Source organism: Streptomyces sp. NPDC104313 (genome assembly GCF_055583985.1).
Window position 1 is genome coordinate 72412 of sequence record NZ_JBVJMW010000007.1, and the last position, 15723, is coordinate 88134.

Here is a 15723-nt window from a genome sequence, read left to right on the forward strand (position 1 = left end):
TGGTCAGCTGGTCGGCTTGTCGCTCACGGGTGGATCAGGCCGCCGGTGTGTAGCGGACGATGGTGTCCTCGCACGGCCCCTCGGCGTACACCTTCAGCGCTTCCATCTCGCCCTTGTCCGCGGTGAGCTGCCAGCGGAGCTTGGTCGACACCCATTCTCCCGTGTACCGGCACTGGACCTCCGGGGACGGCGGCATCCAGTCCGCCGGGTCCTTGTCCGCCTTCTGCCGGTTGAGGCGTGCCGTCACCGCGACCAGGGAGGCGTCCGCCCCCTGGTCGTTCGCGTAGGCCTCCCGCCGCCCCTCGGTCCAGGCGGAGGCGCCGGAGTCCCAGGCCTCGCCGAGCGCGACCAGGTGGGCAACGTCCAGGGACCCGGCGGCGGTGACCCCCTGGCCGTCGAAGTAGGACGTCCACCTGCCGCCGGTCAGCTTGCAGCCGGTCTCCACGGTCGGTGCGGCGACCGCTTCGGCGAGGAGGACCTCGGCACGGGTGTCGCACCCGTCCGTCGTGTCCTCACCCGCGTTCCAGTGCCGGAAGGCCGAAGCGGTGTAGCCGGTGCGGTTCTCCTCGGTCACCTTCACCAGTCCGACCGCGTCGGCCAGGGTCATCACCTCCGCCGCCGGAGCGGCCGGAGCGGCCTGCGCGGCGGAAGGGGGGAGAAAGGGGACGAGGGCGAGAGGGAGAGCGAGGGAGAGTGCGCCGAGACCGCGCACGAGGTTTTTGATCACCATCGCGTTCTACCGGTTGCCCCGGCCCCGGCGCAGCCCGAGCGTCAGCGCTCACCCGCCCGGGTCAGCGAGTTCACCGGAGGAACGCTTCCGCAACCGTCCTGAGCGACCCGTCCTGAGCAACCAGTCCTGAGTAGCCCGTCGTCCCGGACCGTCGCCGCCGGCCCGCGCCCCCCAGCGCGCGCCCCCCGGCCGTGCCTACCGGATGGCGACCCGGTCCCCGGCCGACGAACTCGCGCCGGACGTGGTGTTGCCGTAGTACGTCCACCGCCACGTTCCCGGCCCGGTGGCCTTCACCGTGGTCTTGAGGGCTCCCGACGTGCTCGACGTCGCCTTCTTGACCGTCTTGTACGAGGAGGTGCCCGCCGCCTTGAACTGGAGGCTCACCGAACGGCCCCCGTACCCCTGGTACGTGTGGGTGTCCCAGTTCGCCCGGCTGACCTTTCCGGTCACGGTGAGCGTCTTCCCCTTCACGACCGGCTCCGGCGAGGCGTTGACCGTGACACGGGTGGCCCGCTTCACCTGCAACGGGAGCTTCATGTCGTCCGTGTCCTCCGCCCCCTTGGGGAGGTACAGCTGCGCGGCGGTCTTCCAGGCGCCGGCGTCCTCGTTCCCGAAGTCGTAGTGCCGCGGGTCGATGGTCAGCCACTCCTCGAAGTCGCAGATCCCTTTCGCCTTGCTCACGACCACGCAGTCGTTGATGAGGATGGAATTCCACAGCGTCTCGCTGGAGCCGAGCTTGCCCCGGTAGGGGAACACCGTCGGGTAGGACTTGTGCTTGAGTTTGGTCGTCATCCGGAAGGTCACGTACAGCTCGACCTCCTTCTTCACCCCGATCACGATCGGCTTCCCGCCGTTCACCGTGACCCGGCTGAAGGCGACCCCGCCCTCCGCCGCCCCGGCCGGCACCGCGGCCACTCCCGTGAACACGACGGCGGCCGCACCGGCCACCACCGCTCTCCGCGTCGCTCTCTTCACGTCGAACCCGTCCTCTCACCCAGCCGCCCGGGGCCGCGCGCGCGGGCGCGCCTGCCCGAGGTTTTCCTCGCGGCTGACCAGGTGACCAGGGAGGGGGGTGCGCGGTTGTGCGCGGAGCGGCAACGATTTGGTCACCGGGGCTCGGCCTTGCTCCGGCTCGGTGGCGGTTCAGGTGGCGTGGGCCGAAGGGGCGAGCTCAGGGGGCTCGGCAGGTCTCGCGCCGATGGCCGACGGTGAGCACCCAGACGATGAGCCGACCGCCTTCCACCGTGTAGACGACCCGGTAGTCACCTACGCGGAGACGCCATCGCGCGTCGTGGCCCTGGAGCGGCTTGACGTCGAACGCGGCGAGCTCTCCCGTGTCCAAGGCCTTCTGGAGGTCCGCCAGGCGGCCGAGGGCACGTCGGGCTTCCGGCAGCGGAATCCTGAGAAGGTCACGCTGTGCGTGGGCCGTGAATCGTGTGACGTGGCCCATGGGTCAGTTGGCCGACCGGAGGAGCGCGGCCATCTCCTCGAGGGATACCGATCCATCGGTTCCTTCGGCCTCCGCCTTGTCCGCGAGTCGGTTGAGCCATTCGTCCTCGTACCGCTCGGCGGCCTCGCACAGGCGTCGGTATTCGTCGATGTCCACGAGAACCGCTTCGCTCTTGCCCCGGCGGGTGATGATCGTGGGCGTCTCGTCACGGCGGGCGCGGTCGATGACGTCCGCGAGGTGCTTGCGTACCTCTGCCATGGATTCGGTCACGGGCTCGCTCATACAACCCAATGTAGTAGATGTACATCTATTGCACGAGGCGGAGACGGACGGTGCCGAGGGCGTCACTCCCTGCGGTACCGTGATCGTGACATCACGCTCCGTGCGCTCGGGTTCGACAGCGCATAGGGCGGCCCCCGGGGGTGTTACAAGCACCTACCCGAGGGCCTTCACCACTAGTGGATCAGGAGTCCACCCGCGATGCTTTCGCATGTTATCCCGCCCCCTCGGGGCTACACGAAGGCCCCCAACAGCCTCGTGCGCCATCCGCGTATCGGCAGCGACGCGAAGGTCCTGGTCCTCTACGTCCAGGGGTTGCCCGAAGAGCACCGCGACAAGGCGCTGGGCGAGCACGCCCGTGCCCTCCGTATGACCGGTCGCGCCTACCAGAAGGCCAAGACCGACCTCGTGACGCACGGGTACGTTCACGAGCGGCGCGAGAGCATCGCCGGAGGGCGCTGGCGGACCGTCCAGGTGTTCAGCAACGAGCCGCTGACGGCCGATCAGGCCGCACGTCTCCGCGCCGGTGTTCCCGCCGACGGGTACGAGAACGTGGGCGCCCGCGCGGCCCCGTACGCGGGGACCGCTCCGAGTACGCACTCTCCGACGGTCGGTGAGCCGACCGGCCGGAGGGCCGGTGGTCAATTACCCGCGGACGAAGAACAGGGCGAAGACTCTTCCCACCCACCCACCGAAGCGGCCGAGGGGGAGCCGTGTGCGGCTGCGCAGGCTGAACTTCACCTCGCCGAACGTGTGTTGCTCTCGCTGCGGCACACGACGCGTGAGCTCTCGCTCGGGGTGCGCGAGGCCCGCAAGCTCGCCGCGCTCGCCGCCGAGTGGCTGCGGCGGGGCGTCAGCGCCGGAGATCTGCGGCTGGCGCTGAGCGGCGCGCTGCCTGAGGACGGGGTGCGTTCGGCCTTCGGGTTCCTGGAGAACCGGCTCGTGGAGAAGCTGCCCGCGCCCCCGGAGGAGACGGCGGACCTGGTGGTGGCGGAGTCCGCGTCGCCACCACCGCCCCGGCCGCTGCCCCTGATCGCCTGCGACGGGCCAGGGGAGGAGCACATGTTCCGGCCGCACGAGTCATGGGTCACCACCTGCTGGCCCTGCTGTCGCGAGGAGCGACGCGCCCAAGGGGCCGCTCTGCTGGCCCGCGCCGAGGCCGACCCCGTACCACCGCGGCCGTCCTGGCGGGAGCGCGCCGCCATGGCCCTCGCGGACGAGGGCGAGGGCCCTGGCGGGGGCGGGGGCGTTACGCGTACGGAGGAGGCTTCCGGTTACGGGACCCGGGCCACGGCCACGTAGATACCGCTGTGTTCCTGGGTGGGCGCGGCGGTGCCGTTGAACCACTCCGGGGCCTTCACCAGGCCGGGGGCGACGATCTCCAGGCCCTCGAAGAACCGGGAGAACTCCTCGCCGGTCCGCAGGGCCAGTTGGATGCCGCCCTTCTTGTACTCGTCCTCGCTCTGCTGCCCCAGCTCCGCGTTCACGTCGGACGCGCCCTGGGACAGCACGACGTAACTGCCGGGGGCCATGGCGTCCGTGAGCGTACGGACGATGCCGATCGGGTCCTCGGCGTCGGGGAGGAAGTGCAGGAGGCCGAGGAGTGACAGGGCGATCGGGCGGTCGAAGTCCAGGGTCTCGCGGGCGGCTTCGAGGATGATGGCGGGCTCGCGGACATCCGCGTGGACGTAGTCCGTCACGCCCTCCCGCCGGCTGATCAGCAGTGCTTCCGCGTGGCGCAGCACGATGGGGTCGTTGTCGCAGTAGACGATCCGGGCGGAGGGGATGATCTCCTGTGCGACCTGGTGCAGGTTCGGCTCGGTGGGGATGCCCGTGCCGATGTCCAGGAACTGCGTCACGCCCTCGTTCGCCAGCCAGGCCGTCGCCCGGTTCATGAAGGCGCGCTGCTGGTGGGCGCCGATCTTCGCCTCGACGGGCAGGAGTTCGGCCACCGCCTGGTCCACCGGGTAGTTGTCCTTGCCTCCGAGCATGAAGTCGTAGACCCGGGCCGAGTGGGGCTTACTGGTGTCGATCGGGGGGTGAGGCGTCATTGCCGTCATGCCGGACTCCTGATACACGGTGTGGACCATTAAGTCGGCGCAGTCTGCCACAGCAACCCCGCTGAGTCGGAAGGGTGTTCGGGTTTCGGGGCGCGCGCCGTGCCGCTCCGCGCGTCTGCCGTGCCTCATCGTGCGTTCGCTCCGTGTTCGCTCCGGGTGCCCGCGCGATGTGCCCGCGCCATGTGCCCGCTCTCCATGCGCTCGCTCCCGGTGCCCGATCCGTGCGTTCGTCCCGTGCGTTCGTCCCGACGGGCCTCCGCGTTGACCTCGTACGCCGCGCGCACCGAAGATCGCTGGTGTGAACCCCCCTTCCGACGTGCCCCCGCCCCCGCCCTCGTCGCCCTGGGCCCCGCCGCCGTCCTCGGCCGAGCCGCCGCGTCCGCCCGGCCCGGCGTCGCAGGGCTGGGAGGGGCCCTCGGAGTGGAGCCGCCCGCCGTCCGGGCCGGTGCGGGCGCCCTCGGGCTCCCGCTACGACGAGCAGGGGCGCAACGGCCAGGGCGGACGGTTCGGCTGGCTGGGCGAACTGCTCCTCGCCCTGGTGCTGGTCGTGGTCGGCGTGCTCGTGGTCAGCGTGGCGGGCGCGATCATCGCGGAAGTGCTGGACGCGGGACCCGCCTCGGCGGACAGCGAGCTCCTCTTCGAGGACCCGGTCGCCGAACTGGCGGTCTCGCTCGTCGGCATCGCGGTCGGCATACCCATCGTCCTGTGGGCGGCCCGCGGCCTCGGCCGGCGGCCCGCCGGGACCGTGTCCTCCGTCGTCGGGCGGCTGCGCTGGGGCTGGCTGGGCCGCTGCGCCGCCGTGGGCTTCCCGCTGATGGCCGTGCAGATCGGGCTGCTGATCGCCTGGACCTGGGACGCGGAACCGCTCGCGGAGTCCGGCACGGGTTTCCCGGGATGGCCCTACTTCCTGCTGAGCCTGGCCGTGGTGCTGGCGCTCGTCCCGTTCCAGGCCGCCGCCGAGGAGTACGTCTTCCGGGGCTGGCTGGTCCAGGTGATCGGCCGGGTCGTGCGCTCGCCCTGGCCCGCGATCGTCCTGGCGTCCCTCCTCTTCGCCCTGGCCCACGGCTTCGGCGAACTCTCCGGCTTCCTCCTGCTGTTCTACTCGGCGATGTGGTGGGGCTGGCTCGTGATCCGCACCGGCGGTCTCGAAGCGGTGATCGTCCTGCACGTCGCCAACAACCTGCTGGCCTTCGGCCTGGCGGCGGGCTTCGGGGAACTCGACGACACCAGCACCGCGGCCGACGCCCCCTGGCAGGCCCTGGTCCTCGAACTCGTCTTCGCCCCGCTGTACTGCCTGACCGTGGCGAAGATCGCCGAGCGCCGGGGAATCGAGCGGGTCAGCCCCTGACCTGCTCCGCCGCCCGGTGGGGCGGCCTCCTCATGTCGCGTTCAGCGCCACCGTCGGGTGCAGGCGGGAGGCACGGATCGCCGGGTAGAGGCCCGCGACCACGCCGATCAGCAGGGTCGCGGCCAGACCACCCGCCAGGGACCAGGGCGGAACCACCGCCGTCCACCCCTGCGCCCGCGCGAACCCGTACGTGGCCGCCGCGCCCAGCAACGCGCCCGCGACGCCGCCCAGCGCGGACAGGAGCAGCGACTCGGTCAGGAACTGGAGCCGGATCGCGTTGCGCGTCGCCCCCAGCGCGCGGCGCAGGCCGATCTCCTGGCGGCGCTCCAGGACGGAGATGACCATCGTGTTGGCGACGCCCACCCCGCCGACCAGGAGGGCCACCGTGCCGAGCCCGAGCATCAGGGTCGTCAGCCCCTTGTCGGCGGCGGCGCGGGCCGCCAGCGCGTCGGAGGGGCGCGAGACCCGGACAGCGGTCTCGTTGCCGGGGCTGACCGTGCGGGCCAGCACCGCCCGTACATCCTCCACCGAGGCGTCCGTGGAGCGTTCGAAGATCGTGGTGGGGCGGCCGTCGAAGCCGAAGTAGCGTTGCGCGGCGGGGAATCCGATCAGGGCCACCCGGTCCAGGGTCGGGACCAGCTCGACAGGTTCGAGGATCCCGACGACGGCCACCCGGGTGTCATTCATCATGATCGTCTCGCCGGGGCGGGTGATACCGAGGCGGTCCGCCGCCACCGCGCCCAGGACGGCGGTGGGCAGGCGCTCGCCGGCCCGGGTCAGCCAGGTGCCCCGGGCCACCTCGCCGCCGAGCGTGGAGAGCAGGTCGGTCCGGGCCGCCTGGGTGGTGACCCCGGCGGTGCGCTCCTCGGGGACGACGTCGCTGCGGCGGATGCGGGCGTCGACCTCGGCGGTGGCCGTGGCGTGCAGGACCGGGCCGATCCGCTCGACCATCGCCACCGCGTTCTTCGGCAGTTCGACCGTGCCCCCGAGGGGGTCCTCGCCCGCCTCGGCGGTGAGGAGGTTGGTGCCGAGGCGGTCCAGCCGGGACATCAGGTCCGCGCGGCTCGACTCGGACAGGCCGACGACCGCGACCATCGTCGCGATACCGATGGCGATCCCGAGCGCCGAGAGCACCACCCGGGCCCGGCGCGCCCGCAGACCGACCGCGCCGACGCGCAGGACGTCCCGGGGGGAGAGGCGGGCGGGCTTGAGGGCGTGGGTCATGCGCCGGCCTCCGTACGGGGGGTGGGTGCGGTGGCGTGCGCGCCCGGTGTACGGCGGGTGGAGCGTCGGTCCACCGCACCCGGGGCGGAGAAGCGGCCCGGCGCCCGGGGGGCGGAGCGTTCGTCCGCCACGATCTCGCCGTCCCTGAAGCGGACCTGTCGCGGCAGCGAGGCCGCGATCCCGTGATCGTGGGTGATCACGCAGACCGTGGTGCCGGAGGCGTTCAGCTCGTGCAGCAGCTCCATGACGAGCTCGCCGGACGCGGTGTCCAGCGCCCCGGTCGGCTCGTCCGCCAGCAGCAGCCGGGGCTCTCCCACCAGGGCGCGGGCGATGGCCACGCGCTGCTTCTCGCCGCCGGACAGCTCGTTCGGCGTGTGCGAGATCCGGTGGTCCAGGCGTACGCGGGCCAGCGCCTCGCGCGCCCGGTTCCGCCGCTCCCGGGAGGGGACGCCCGTGTACAGCAGCCCGTCGGCGACGTTGTCCACCGCGTCGCGCCCCGCCGCCAGGTGGAAGTGCTGGAACACGAAGCCGATATGGCGGGCGCGCAGGGCGGAGAGCCGGGCGTCGGAGAGCGCGGACACGTCGTGTCCGGCGACCCGGACCGTACCCGTGGTGGGCCGGTCCAGGGTGCCCATGACGTTGAGCATCGTGGACTTTCCGGAGCCGGACGGGCCGACCACCGCGAGGAGTTCGCCCTCGTGGACCGTGAGGTTCACGGCGCGCAGGGCGTGGACGCCGCCGGGGTAGGACTTCGTGGCGTCGCGGAGTTCGACGACGGGGGGCGGGGCGGGAGCCGGAACGGCGGGCGGGACGGCGGGCGGGACGGGTGCCTGGGGGAGTGGGGTCATGGCTTCGCCACCCCCACCTTCATGCCCTCGCGCAGTTCCGCACCGCTGACCTCGATCTGCCCGTCGGCCGTCATGCCCGTCTCCACCCGGACCATCGTGGAGGCCCCGCCCCGGACGATCTGGAGCCCGTACCCCCCGTTCTCGCCGCGCAGCGCCACCACCGCCTCGACCGGCACCGCGAGGACCCCCTCGCGGGCCTCGCTGACGAACGTCACGCTCGCCGCCGCCTCGGCGTCCTCCCCGGAGGCCACGCCGGGACCGCCGTCGAGGACGACCTCGACGGTGATGCCCTCCGGGGTCTCCGCCTCGGAGCCGCCCTCCGCCGGGCGTACCGTCCCCGCGACCTTCCCGGGCACGGTCTTCCCGCTGGGCAGGGCCACCTCCACCTTCGTGCCGCGTGCGGTGAGCGCGCCGTCCGCCTGGTCCAGGAGGGCCCGGACGACCGGCTCGGTGGAGGCGATCGTCAGGACGGGCCCGTCCGGGCCGACCTGGTCGGCGAGAGCCGCGTCGGCGGAGACCACCTTGACCTGGCCGGGCTGGAAGACGACATCGCCCCGGCCGACCCTGCCGCTGGTCTCGCGGTTGAGGTGCTTCTGCCACCGCTTGACGGCGGCCTCGGTGTCCCTGCCGTACTCCGTGTCGACGTACAGCCCGACCCCGTAACCCAAGTCCCGCAGATTGCGCTCCAGTTGGAGGACATCGCTGCCCCGGTCGCCCGTCTTCATCCCGCGGAACGCCGGGACCGGCCCGTAGAGGAGCGTGACCGGCTTGTCGTTCAGCTCGTACAGGGCCTCCCCCCTCCGTACGGTCTCCCCCTCGGCCGCCGCCACCGTGACGGTGCCCTCCACGGCGGCCTTGACGGCGCGACGCCGGGCGAAGTCGATCCTGCCGTCGACGGTCCGGGAGAGGACGAGGTCGGTGCGGACGACGGTGGCCGTGGCGGGCGGCAGGCCCTCGCCCCTGCCGGAGGCGTTCGCGTCGTCGCCTCTCCCGAGGAACGGGATACCTCCGAAGAGGCCGACCGCGACCACGGCGGCGGCTGTCACCGCGCCGAGCGCGACGTAGGGGGTGCGGCGCCTCACTGCATGCCGTCCAGTCCGTCGAGGAGCTTCGACTCGCACGCCTTGCGGGCCTCCTTGTACGCGGGCGAATCGGGGTCGTAGACCGGGGAGGCAGGGTTCGGGTCGCCGCCGGGCACCGCGTTGCCGCCGGACATCACCGGGTTGGTGAACCGGCTGATGCCGTTGTCCCGCATGCACTGGGCGTGCGCGAGCATCGATTCGTAGGACTTCTGCTGGTCGCGCTTGGGCTCGGCCGCCATGGACGCCCGGAGCTCGTCCAGGCAGACGTTGTCCTTTCCGGCCTTGATGCCCTGGTTGCGGCCGGGCCGGGAGCCGATCTCGTTGACCTTCTCCCAGTCGAGGTAGCCGCTGAGCCTGGGATCGGGGAAGTCCTTGTAGCCGCCCTTGGCGCGCATGCACTGGACGAACGCGACCTGGGCGTCGTAGTAGGCGCTCCTGCCTGCGGGCTTCGTGCTCGCGGCGCCCGGCGTGGCACTCGCCCCGGAGGGCTCGCTCTTCGGGGACGGTACGTCGGCGACGGCGTCGTGGCCCTTGGTCCCGGTGGCGTCGTCGCCGCAGGCGACGGTGAGGGCGAGTACGGGCACGGCCACGAAGGCGGCCAGGCGGAGCCCGGCGGTGGTGGTGGGGAAGCTCATGGGCCTCACGCTGGCCGCCAAGGATGATGGCCCGTGCATGGCCACGTGATGGGAACGTAACAATGCCTCCGACCTGCGCGTCCGCCCTCGGGGGGAGGAGGCGGAGTCGGTCCCGGCCCGCGCATAATCGGCCCCATGCCGCATGTGCTGCTCATCGAGGACGACGCGTCCGTACGGGACGGGATGGAGCTCGTGCTGCGCCGGCACGGCTACGGGGTGGAGACCGCCGCCACCGGCGAGCAGGCCCTCGCGCTGCTGGCCGGGGAGCGGGGCGCGCGGGTGCAACTGGCCGTGCTGGACCTGATGCTGCCCGGCATGGACGGCTTCGAGGTGTGCCGCCGCATCCGGGCCCGGGCGGCGACACTGCCCGTCATCATGCTGACCGCGCGCGGCGACGACCAGGACATCGTGACCGGGCTGGAGGCGGGGGCCGACGACTACGTGGTCAAGCCGGTCACCGCGCCCGTCCTGGAGGCCCGCATCCGGGCCGCCCTGCGCCGCGCGGAACCGTATCCACGGCAGGGGCCCGACGCGCAGGGCCCCGACGCCGACCGTACCGACCACGCCGGTCTGGTGATCGACCGGGCCGGGCTGACCGTCACCAAACACGGGGCGGCCGTTCCCCTCCCTCCCACCGAGCTGCGGGTCCTGCTGGAGCTGTCGGCCTCGCCCGGCCGGGTCCTCACCCGGGAGCAGCTCCTCGCCTCGGTGTGGGACCACACCTTCCTGGGCGACTCCCGGCTGGTGGACGCGGCGGTGGGCCGGCTCCGGGCCAAGATCGAGGACGTGCCGGCCAGACCCCGGTACGTACAGACCGTGCGGGGCTTCGGCTACCGCTTCGGGCCGCTGTGAGACGGCCCGCCCCCCGGCGTTCGTCCGGGAGTTCCCTCGGGCGCCCGTCCGGGCGTTCCCTCCGGCGGCCGTTCGGGCGCGGCCCGCTGCGGCTCGTCGGCGGACTGCGGGTCAGGCTCGTCGTCACCTTCGTCCTCGTCGCCCTCCTCAGCGCGGTGACCGCGACCGCCCTCGCCTACCGGGACGCCCGCACCGCCGTCCTCCAGCGCACCCAGAACACCGCCGTGAACGACCTCCGGGAGCGGGTCGCCGCCGTCGCCGCGGGGTTCGACCTGCCGCCCGACCAGCGGTCGTTGTCCCGGTTCGCGGCGAAGGTCTCCGAGGGCCTGGGCGCGCGCATCGTGGTCGCCCGCCACCAGGACCTGTCCGCCGTCTCCGACGCGTACGCCGACACGGAGGGCCGGATCACCGCCGAGCTGCGGGCCGCCGTCCGGTCCGGGGACGGGGCCCGGTTCCAGCGGGTCCAGTGGCGGGGCGAGCCGTACCTGGTCGTCGGCACCCCCGTGACGTACGCCGACGGGGACCGGCGCACCTCGGGTCTGGAGGTCTTCGTGATCAGCGACCTGCGGGCCGAGCGCGACGACACCGCCGCCCTGCTGGACTCCGCACGGACGGGGACCGTGCCCGTGGTGGTGCTGGCCGCGCTGCTGGCACTGCTGGCCGCCGGGACGGTCCTGCGCCCGGTACGGAAGCTGGGGCGGGCCACCCGCGAACTCGCCGCCGGGGACCTCGGCAGCCGGGTCGCGGTCCGTGGCCACGACGAACTCGCCGACCTGGCCGTCACGTTCAACGAGAGCGCCGACGCACTCCAGGCGTCCGACGCGGAGTTGCGGGCGCAGGAGGCCAAGGCGCGGCGGTTCGTGGCGGACGTCTCGCACGAACTGCGCACACCGCTCGCGGCGATGACGATGGTGGCGACGGTCCTGGAGGAGGACGCCGGCCGGCTGCCGCCGGACGCCGCCCACGCCGCCCGTACCGTCGGCGCGGAGACGGCCCGGCTGTCCCGGCTGGTCGAGGACCTGATGGAGATATCCCGCTTCGACGCCGGGGCGGCCCGGCTCAACGCGTCCGTGACGGATCTCGCCGACGCCGTACGGGCGTCGCTGGCGCTGCGCGGGTGGACGCACCGGGTGACCGTCGAACTCCGCGAGGGCGTACGGGCCGTGGTGGACCGGCGGCGTATCGACGTGATCGTGGCGAACCTGGTGGGCAACGCGCTGCGCCACGGGGCGCCGCCGGTCACGGTCACCCTGGCCGCGCCCGGCGGCGACCGGATGACGCTGGAGGTCGCCGACCACGGCCCGGGGCTGCCGGCGGAGGCCCGGGAGCGGGTCTTCGACCGGTTCTACAAGGCGGACGCGGCGCGCACGCGCGGCACCGCCGACATCGACGACAGCGGGCAGGGCGGCGGGCAGGGCAGCGGTCTCGGCATGGCCATCGCGCTGGAGAACGCGCGGCTGCACGGCGGCACCATCGAGGTGGGCCAAGGGCCCCAGGGCGGCGCGGTGTTCACACTCCGGCTGCCGCTGCGGCACCCGGAGGAGGGGGACGGGTGAGGCGTCTGCGGGGAGTCGTGATCACGGTGCTGGGGTCCGCGCTCGTCTTCGGGTGCGGGGTGCAGCCGACCGGGGTGATAGAGGCGGGCGAGCCCGCCTCCGGGCTGACGCGCGGGATGCGGCTGTACTTCGCCTCCGACACCGGGCTGCGGGCCGTACCCCTGCTCGACCGGGACATCAGCGGCCTCGACGCCGTGATGAAGCTGCTCGCCCAGGGGCCGACGGCCGCCGAGCGGCGCGAGGGGCTGACCACGCTGCTCCACGCCCCCGGCGGCTACTCCGTGACCGGGGACGGAACGCGCGTCACCGTGGAGCTGGAGGGACCGTACTGGGCGGCGGCGCGGGACCAGGTGACGGGGCAACTGGTCTGCACCCTCGCCAGCTTCCAGTCCGTGCGGGAGACGGAGGTCCGGGCGGACGACGTGGAGGTGGCGATCCGCCCGGGGGAGGGGCCGGTGCTGGGGCCGTTGAAGTGCGCGGAGTTCCTCGACGGCTGAGGGGCGCGGCGTTCTCCGACGGGCCGAGTGGCGTGGCGTTTCCCGACGGGCTGCGGGGCGTGGCGGGCGGGTCCGGCCGTGGGCGCGCCAGTCCGTCAGAACGGCACGGTCAACTGCGCGCGCACATGGTCCCTCAGCACCCCCGCCATGTCCGTCGAGCAGTCGCTGATCAGCCACTGGATCTGGAGCCCGTCCATCAGCGCGATGAGCTGCTGTGCGGCGGCCGGCGGGTCGACTCCGTCCCGGAGTTCGCCCGCCTCCCGGGCCTGGCGGTAGGCCAGTTCGGTGTTGGCGAGCGAGGTGCGGTAGCGGGCCTCGAAGTACGTGTGCGCCGGATGACCGGGAGACGTGGCCTCCGCCGCGACCACCGAGAACAGCTCGACGATCCCGCGCCGTTTCGCGTTCAGCTCCGCGAGGTCGGTCAGCCGGCGCAGATGGTCGACGCCCCGGGTCACGCCCAGGGCCAGCCACGCGTCGTCCACGTCGTCACGATGCTGGAGCACGGCGAGCAGCAGGGCCTCCTTCGTCGGGAAGTGGTGCAGGAGGCCCGGGTGGGAGATGCCGCAGCGGGTGGCGATCTCCCGGAGCGACGCGCCCCGGTAGCCGGCCTCGCCGAACAGGGCCATCGCCTGGTCGAGGATCTCGGTCCGCCTGGCCCGGCCCTTGGCGTAGCCGCGCCGCGCCCCGGACGTCACGCGCCATCACCCGCTGAACCCGCCGCATGCGCTGTCATCGGAATGGACACCTCTCTCGCTCCGCCGCCCCGGCCCAGATTCTCACAGGACCTCATCCCGGCACCCTCAATGCTTACCGAGCGGTCGGGATTGAGCGTACGGTGCTGCGGAGTGCTTTCGTGAAAGGAACTCCTGTGGGCCCCAAGCCGCCGTACCTCGACCCCACGCTGCCCGTCGCGGAGCGGGTCGCCGACCTCCTGGGGCGCATGACGCTGCCCGAGAAGGTCGGCCAGATGCTCCAGCTCAACGCCAAGGAGGGGGTGCGGCACCTCGTCGAGGACCTGCACGCGGGCTCGATCCTGCACGCCTCCCCGGAGCGGGTGAGCGAGGCCGCCGTGCTCACGGGGAAGACCCGGCTGCGCATCCCGCTGCTCGTCGCCGAGGACTGCATCCACGGGCACTCCTTCTGGGAGGGGGCCACGATCTACCCGACACAGCTCGGGATGGCCGCCACCTGGGACCCGGCGCTGGTGGAGCGGATCGCGCGGGCGACGGCGGTCGAGGTCGCGGCGACCGGGGTGCACTGGACGTTCTCGCCGGTGCTCTGCATCACCCGGGACCTCCGGTGGGGCCGGGTGAGCGAGACCTTCGGCGAGGACCCGTTCCTGATCGGCGAGCTGGCCTCCGCCATGGTGCGCGGTTACCAGGGCGACGGCCTCGACGACCCGACCGCCATCCTGGCCTGCGCCAAGCACTTCGCCGGATACTCCGAGACCCAGGGCGGCCGGGACGCCAGCGAGGCGGACATCTCGCGGCGCAAGCTGCGCTCCTGGTTCCTGCCGCCGTTCGAGCGGGTCGCCAAGGAGGGCTGCCGCACGTTCATGCTCGGCTACCAGTCGATGGACGGCGTGCCGATCACCGTGAACAACTGGCTGCTGGGCGAGGTGCTGCGCGGCGAGTGGGGCTACACCGGGACCCTGGTCACCGACTGGGACAACGTCGGCCGCATGGTGTGGGAGCAGAAGGTTCACGCCGACTACGCGCAGGCGTCGGCGGCGGCGGTCCGCGCGGGCAACGACATGGTGATGACCACCCCGAACTTCTTCGCGGGCGCCCAGGAGGCGGTGGCACAGGGCACGTTGACGGAGGCCGAGATCGACTCCGCCGTACGCCGCGTCCTGACGCTCAAGTTCGAGCTGGGCCTCTTCGAGAACCCGCGCCACCCCGACGCGGCCCGGCAGGCCGAGGTCATCGGCAGCGGGGCGCACGCCGTGCTGAACCTGGAAGCGGCCCGCCGCTCGCTGGTGCTGCTGACCAACGACGGCACGCTGCCGTTCGCGGGTGGCCTGGAGGCGGACGAGGAGGGCCGGGGCCGCCCCCTCGCCTCCGGCGGCCCCCGTACGGTGGCTGTCGTCGGCCCCAACGCGAATGACGCGCAGACCCAGTTGGGCGACTGGGCCGGCTCCTCGGGCCAGGCCGACTGGCTGCCGGAAGGCCAGCCGCGCGCCATGATCCGTACCGTCCTCGACGGCTTCCGCGACCATGTGCCCGCCGACTGGACGATCGCGTACGCGCCCGGGGCCCGGATCCTCGACGTGGGCCCCGACCCGGAAGGCGCGTACTTCCCGGACGGGCAGCCCCGCCCGGAGGTCGTCGTCCCGGCGGCCCCCGACGCCGGGCTGATCGCGGAGGCGGTCGCCGCCGCCGGGGCCGCCGACCACGTGGTCGCCGTCGTCGGCGACCGGATCGAGCTGATCGGCGAGGGCAGGTCCACCGCCACGCTCGAACTCGTCGGCGACCAGGTGGCGTTGCTCGACGCCCTGGCGGTGACGGGCAAGCCGCTGGTGGTCGTGGTCGTCAGCTCCAAGCCGCTGGTACTGCCGCCGTCCGCGCTCGGCGCGGCGGCGATCGTGTACGCGGCCAACCCGGGGATGCTCGGCGGCCGGGCCGTCGCGGAGCTGCTGCTCGGCCTGATCGAGCCGGCCGGCCGGCTGCCGCTGTCCTTCGCCCTGCACGCGGGCCAGCAGCCGACGTACTACAACCAGGTGCGCGGCCAGCACGGCTCGCGCTACGCGGACCTCACCCAGCGCCCGGCCTTCGCGTTCGGCCAGGGGCTGAGCTACACGACGGTCGACTACACGGACCTGGAGGTGCTGACGTCGGTGGTCGACGCGTCGGAGACCGTACGCGCCCGGGTCACGGTGACCAACACGGGGACGCGGCCCGCGCTGGAGACCGTGCAGGTGTACGTGAGCGACACGGTGACCTCGGTGACCTGGGCGGAGAAGGAGCTGAAGGCCTACCGGCAGGTGGCGCTGGCCCCCGGGGAGTCGCAGGAGATCCTCCTCGAACTCCCGGCGGCCGACTGCACTCTCGTGGACGCGGAGGGCCTCCGCGTCGTGGAGCCGGGCCGCTTCGAGCTGCTGGTGGGCCCCTCGTCCCGGGACGAGGCGCTGTTGCGGGGGGAGTTCACGGTCAGGGGCTGAGG

The 15723-nt window shown here is 72.8% G+C and carries 16 protein-coding genes; 6 read left to right on the plus strand and 10 right to left on the minus strand.

What is annotated here, in order from left to right; all coding sequences use genetic code 11:
- Positions 1 to 34 precede the first annotated feature (34 nt).
- The 4 genes from ACZ60Q_RS18140 to ACZ60Q_RS18155 form a co-directional block, all read right to left on the minus strand.
- Positions 35 to 730, minus strand: a complete 696-nt coding sequence (locus ACZ60Q_RS18140; RefSeq protein ID WP_469635168.1) for a GmrSD restriction endonuclease domain-containing protein — start codon at positions 728 to 730, stop codon at positions 35 to 37.
- 195 nt (positions 731 to 925) lie between these two features.
- Positions 926 to 1678, minus strand: a complete 753-nt coding sequence (locus tag ACZ60Q_RS18145; RefSeq protein WP_469635903.1) for a hypothetical protein — start codon at positions 1676 to 1678, stop codon at positions 926 to 928.
- 223 nt (positions 1679 to 1901) lie between these two features.
- A complete protein-coding gene (locus ACZ60Q_RS18150; RefSeq protein ID WP_469635171.1) occupies positions 1902 to 2180 on the minus strand; it encodes a type II toxin-antitoxin system RelE family toxin in 279 nt (92 codons plus the stop codon).
- A gap of 3 nt (positions 2181 to 2183) precedes the next feature.
- Positions 2184 to 2462 (minus strand): type II toxin-antitoxin system Phd/YefM family antitoxin, encoded by a 279-nt coding sequence (locus ACZ60Q_RS18155; protein ID WP_469635173.1) that lies wholly within the window; start codon positions 2460 to 2462, stop codon positions 2184 to 2186.
- A 198-nt stretch (positions 2463 to 2660) separates the two neighbouring features.
- Here ACZ60Q_RS18155 and ACZ60Q_RS18160 point away from each other — a divergent pair, with 198 nt between their 5' ends.
- Positions 2661 to 3761: a hypothetical protein gene (locus ACZ60Q_RS18160; RefSeq protein ID WP_469635176.1), complete on the plus strand. Its 1101-nt coding sequence runs from the start codon at positions 2661 to 2663 to the stop codon at positions 3759 to 3761.
- On the opposite strand, the gene ACZ60Q_RS18165 is transcribed toward ACZ60Q_RS18160, so the two are convergent.
- A complete protein-coding gene (locus ACZ60Q_RS18165; RefSeq protein WP_469635179.1) occupies positions 3734 to 4519 on the minus strand; it encodes an SAM-dependent methyltransferase in 786 nt (261 codons plus the stop codon). The genes ACZ60Q_RS18160 and ACZ60Q_RS18165 overlap by 28 nt on opposite strands.
- Before the next feature lie 445 nt (positions 4520 to 4964).
- Here ACZ60Q_RS18165 and ACZ60Q_RS18170 point away from each other — a divergent pair, with 445 nt between their 5' ends.
- The gene (locus ACZ60Q_RS18170) at positions 4965 to 5867 is read left to right on the plus strand and encodes a lysostaphin resistance A-like protein (RefSeq protein WP_469635906.1); all 903 of its coding nucleotides are present in this window, start codon (positions 4965 to 4967) and stop codon (positions 5865 to 5867) included.
- Between the two features lie 30 nt (positions 5868 to 5897).
- Here the strand turns inward: ACZ60Q_RS18170 and ACZ60Q_RS18175 are convergent, their stop codons facing one another.
- Genes ACZ60Q_RS18175 through ACZ60Q_RS18190 form a run of 4 tightly spaced genes read right to left on the minus strand, consistent with a single transcriptional unit; the run spans position 5898 to position 9656 of the window.
- Positions 5898 to 7091 carry an ABC transporter permease gene (locus tag ACZ60Q_RS18175; RefSeq protein ID WP_469635181.1) on the minus strand — a complete coding sequence of 398 codons (1194 nt, stop codon included), beginning with the start codon at positions 7089 to 7091 and terminating at the stop codon, positions 5898 to 5900.
- On the minus strand, positions 7088 to 7939 hold the full coding sequence (locus ACZ60Q_RS18180; RefSeq protein ID WP_469635184.1) for an ABC transporter ATP-binding protein: 852 nt from the start codon (positions 7937 to 7939) through the stop codon (positions 7088 to 7090). The genes ACZ60Q_RS18175 and ACZ60Q_RS18180 overlap by 4 nt, the downstream gene beginning before the upstream one ends.
- Positions 7936 to 9021, minus strand: coding sequence for a peptidoglycan-binding protein (locus tag ACZ60Q_RS18185; RefSeq protein WP_469635186.1), 1086 nt, complete (start codon positions 9019 to 9021; stop codon positions 7936 to 7938). Before ACZ60Q_RS18185 ends, ACZ60Q_RS18180 begins: the two co-directional genes overlap by 4 nt.
- Complete coding sequence (locus ACZ60Q_RS18190; RefSeq protein WP_469635188.1) at positions 9018 to 9656, minus strand: hypothetical protein; 639 nt, start codon at positions 9654 to 9656, stop codon at positions 9018 to 9020. The genes ACZ60Q_RS18185 and ACZ60Q_RS18190 overlap by 4 nt, the downstream gene beginning before the upstream one ends.
- A gap of 135 nt (positions 9657 to 9791) precedes the next feature.
- On the opposite strand from ACZ60Q_RS18190, the gene ACZ60Q_RS18195 reads away from it, so the two are divergent.
- The 3 genes from ACZ60Q_RS18195 to ACZ60Q_RS18205 all read left to right on the plus strand — a co-directional run bounded on the left by ACZ60Q_RS18195 (position 9792) and on the right by ACZ60Q_RS18205 (position 12561).
- The gene (locus ACZ60Q_RS18195; protein WP_469635190.1) at positions 9792 to 10508 is read left to right on the plus strand and encodes a response regulator transcription factor; all 717 of its coding nucleotides are present in this window, start codon (positions 9792 to 9794) and stop codon (positions 10506 to 10508) included.
- Positions 10509 to 10612: 104 nt separating this feature from the next.
- The gene (locus ACZ60Q_RS18200) at positions 10613 to 12064 is read left to right on the plus strand and encodes an ATP-binding protein (protein ID WP_469635909.1); all 1452 of its coding nucleotides are present in this window, start codon (positions 10613 to 10615) and stop codon (positions 12062 to 12064) included.
- Positions 12061 to 12561 carry a GerMN domain-containing protein gene (locus ACZ60Q_RS18205; RefSeq protein WP_469635193.1) on the plus strand — a complete coding sequence of 167 codons (501 nt, stop codon included), beginning with the start codon at positions 12061 to 12063 and terminating at the stop codon, positions 12559 to 12561. Before ACZ60Q_RS18200 ends, ACZ60Q_RS18205 begins: the two co-directional genes overlap by 4 nt.
- 95 nt (positions 12562 to 12656) lie before the next feature.
- On the opposite strand, the gene ACZ60Q_RS18210 is transcribed toward ACZ60Q_RS18205, so the two are convergent.
- Entirely contained in the window at positions 12657 to 13256 is a 600-nt protein-coding gene (locus tag ACZ60Q_RS18210; protein WP_469635196.1) for a TetR/AcrR family transcriptional regulator, read from the minus strand.
- Positions 13257 to 13429: 173 nt separating this feature from the next.
- On the opposite strand from ACZ60Q_RS18210, the gene ACZ60Q_RS18215 reads away from it, so the two are divergent.
- Positions 13430 to 15721 (plus strand): exo-beta-d-1,3/1,6-glucosidase, encoded by a 2292-nt coding sequence (locus tag ACZ60Q_RS18215; RefSeq protein WP_469635199.1) that lies wholly within the window; start codon positions 13430 to 13432, stop codon positions 15719 to 15721.
- The last annotated feature ends 2 nt before the right edge of the window (positions 15722 to 15723 follow it).

Excerpts from the sequence above, each read along its gene's own strand:
- ACZ60Q_RS18195 (WP_469635190.1), top strand. The coding sequence starts at position 9,792 with ATGCCGCATGTGCTGCTCATCGAGGACGACGCGTCCGTACGGGACGGG.
- ACZ60Q_RS18165 (WP_469635179.1), bottom strand. The coding sequence starts at position 4,519 with ATGACGGCAATGACGCCTCACCCCCCGATCGACACCAGTAAGCCCCAC.
- ACZ60Q_RS18160 (WP_469635176.1), top strand. The coding sequence starts at position 2,661 with ATGCTTTCGCATGTTATCCCGCCCCCTCGGGGCTACACGAAGGCCCCC.
- ACZ60Q_RS18180 (WP_469635184.1), bottom strand. The coding sequence starts at position 7,939 with ATGACCCCACTCCCCCAGGCACCCGTCCCGCCCGCCGTCCCGCCCGCC.
- ACZ60Q_RS18190 (WP_469635188.1), bottom strand. The coding sequence starts at position 9,656 with ATGAGCTTCCCCACCACCACCGCCGGGCTCCGCCTGGCCGCCTTCGTG.
- ACZ60Q_RS18150 (WP_469635171.1), bottom strand. The coding sequence starts at position 2,180 with ATGGGCCACGTCACACGATTCACGGCCCACGCACAGCGTGACCTTCTC.
- ACZ60Q_RS18175 (WP_469635181.1), bottom strand. The coding sequence starts at position 7,091 with ATGACCCACGCCCTCAAGCCCGCCCGCCTCTCCCCCCGGGACGTCCTG.
- ACZ60Q_RS18155 (WP_469635173.1), bottom strand. The coding sequence starts at position 2,462 with ATGAGCGAGCCCGTGACCGAATCCATGGCAGAGGTACGCAAGCACCTC.
- ACZ60Q_RS18140 (WP_469635168.1), bottom strand. The coding sequence starts at position 730 with ATGGTGATCAAAAACCTCGTGCGCGGTCTCGGCGCACTCTCCCTCGCT.